Origin of the sequence: Caldalkalibacillus uzonensis (assembly GCF_030814135.1) — a bacterium.
GTDB classification, from domain to species: Bacteria; Bacillota; Bacilli; order Caldalkalibacillales; family Caldalkalibacillaceae; genus Caldalkalibacillus; species Caldalkalibacillus uzonensis.
In genome coordinates this window covers 1-2321 of sequence record NZ_JAUSUQ010000045.1, presented here as the reverse complement: position 1 = coordinate 2321, position 2321 = coordinate 1, and the positions used below count along the sequence as shown (strand labels likewise).

Annotated in this window: 2 protein-coding genes; both read left to right on the top strand. The window is 40.8% G+C overall.

What is annotated here, in order from left to right; translation table 11 throughout:
* The first annotated feature begins 389 nt into the window (after nt 1-389).
* The gene (locus J2S00_RS19715; RefSeq protein WP_307344008.1) at nt 390-1550 is read left to right on the top strand and encodes a TRAP transporter permease; all 1161 of its coding nucleotides are present in this window, start codon (nt 390-392) and stop codon (nt 1548-1550) included.
* A gap of 14 nt (nt 1551-1564) precedes the next feature.
* Complete coding sequence (locus J2S00_RS19710) at nt 1565-2317, top strand: DUF3394 domain-containing protein (RefSeq protein WP_307344006.1); 753 nt, start codon at nt 1565-1567, stop codon at nt 2315-2317.
* Nucleotides 2318-2321 lie beyond the last annotated feature (4 nt).

Here is a 2321-nt window from a genome sequence, read left to right as displayed (position 1 = left end):
TGTTTATGTAAAGAACTATGTTTTGACATGTACAATTACCCCTACTTCTTGAAAATAGTTGTTTGTTGGTCGCTCTGGTATTTAGTAACTCCAAGACCGGGTCACTATTTTTTTAATGAGGGCTAACAAAATTGATAAAATCCCTAATATAACCCGTTCTTGATCCTTACTAGATAAATTTGACCCTGATGGCAAACAAATGCCCTGATTAAATAAGTGTGCAGGTTTGGGGGGGCGGGCTCCTTTTTATGGGGAAATATTTCTAAATATTGTTGACATCCTTCAGCAGAAAGGATATCATTTCTGTTTAATAAATTTGTTTTTATTGCATTACAGCAATACAGTAATGAAGTATGCCAATTATAAAGGGAGCAGAAAGGAAGACTTTGATGAATGCACACCAACAAACTGGTGTAAACACAAACGACATGACAGAACAGGTGTTGCAAAAATATGATGGTGATACTCGTATACGTCAATATGTGGGTATGACGGCTGTCATCATAACAGCACTGGCTGTGATATGGGGACTTTTTCAATTATATGTTTCAAGTTTTGGCGTTTTAGATGCGATCATTCTCAGGTCTTGGCATATTATTTTCCTGCTAATGATGACCTTTTTGTTATTTCCTGCCAGGGGAAAAGCTGATCATCTTTTGCATCGGCCAACATGGTGGGATTGTGTTTGTGTACTGGCGGTTGTTTCCTCTTTTGGTTACCTTATTTTGAATTATAGTGAAATCGCCTTGAGGGGAGGGTACTTGCACCCCATTGATTATCTCTTTTGCGTACTGGGGATTTTGATCGTCTTTGAAGCTGCCAGGAGAACGGTGAAGAGTTTGGCCATCCTTGCAGCCGTATTTCTTCTCTATAATTTTGCAGGGAGTTACTTGCCAGGCATCCTTGGTCATGTAGGCTTCAGCTGGAAGCGAATCGTTGAGCATTTGTTTTGGGGAGGGCAAGGTTTATTAGGCGTAGGAGCAGGTGTTTCGGCTACTTTTGTTTTTATGTTCATTTTATTTGGATTATTCCTGAAGGTCAGTGGATTTAGTCAGTTCGGACCGGCTAAAGTATCCGTTATTGCCAGCAGTTTAATGGGGATGGTGAACGGAAGTGCATTAGCTAACGTTGCCACTACCGGTTCGATTACAATCCCGTTGATGATCAAAAATGGATATAAACGTAAGTTTGCAGCCGCCGTTGAAGCTGCCGCTTCAACCGGAGGACAGTTTGCACCCCCAATTATGGGAGCAGCAGGATTTATCATGGCGGAGTTCTTGGGTGTTCCTTATACGACTGTTATGCTGGCAGCCGTTGTTCCAGCTTTCCTCTATTTTCTGACCTTAATTATGGCTGTGCATTTTGAAGCAAGAAAGTTGGGCCTAAAAGGGATATCAAAGGAAAATATTCCAAAAATCAAACAGGTTTTAAAGGAAGAGGGGCATCTGAGTATTCCTTTAGTCACGCTTATTATATTGTTACTTTTGGGATACACACCCTTATATGCGGCCGTTTTTCAATCCTTTCGACTGTACTGGCCAGTTGGTTAAGAAAAAAGACCAGAATGGGGCTCAAAGACATTATTCAAGCATTTGAGGAAGGCGCCAAAAGTGCGCTCAGTGTCGGAGTCGCTTGTGTCATCATTGGCGTGATTGTTGGAACGGTTTCTTTAACGGGACTAGGGTTAAACTTTGGCTACGGCATTCTACAATTTGCGGGGGAGCATTTATTTTGGGCAGCATTATTTGTCATGTTAATCAGTATTATTTTAGGTATGGGGGTTCCCGGAGTTGCTGCATATGTCATCGTTGCCACTGTAACGGCACCAGTCTTAATTAAGTTGGAGGTTCCGGCCATAGCGGCCCATATGTTTGTTTTGATTTATGCTTGTTTGTCAAACATTACGCCACCAGTAGCCTTATCGTCGTATATCGCAGCAGGAATAGCGGGATCGAACCAAAATCAAACATCGTTTGTCGCACTAAAACTGGGATTAACAGGCTTCATTATGCCTTTTATGTTTATCTATCATCCAGATATACTTCTTAGCGCAGAAAACATGACCAAAAGTTTACTGGCAGTAATGACAGCAACAGTAGGGATTGTTTCTCTTGCAGGGGCCATTCAAGGATGGCTGTTAAAGAAAACAACGTGGGTCCAAAGGCTGGTTTTATTTTTGACAGCATTTTTCTTAATCGAACCATCATTTTTACTTGATATAGTGGGGGTTCTATTATTTATGACAATATTGGTTTTGCAAACATATCAAAAAAATAATATTTACTTTGAAGGTGATAAGGTTGATCACATACAGTGAAGTG

Bases quoted from the DNA above. Each gene is read 5' to 3' on its own strand.
- J2S00_RS19715 (WP_307344008.1), top strand. From the start codon at position 390: ATGAATGCACACCAACAAACTGGTGTAAACACAAACGACATGACAGAA.
- J2S00_RS19710 (WP_307344006.1), top strand. From the start codon at position 1,565: ATGGGGCTCAAAGACATTATTCAAGCATTTGAGGAAGGCGCCAAAAGT.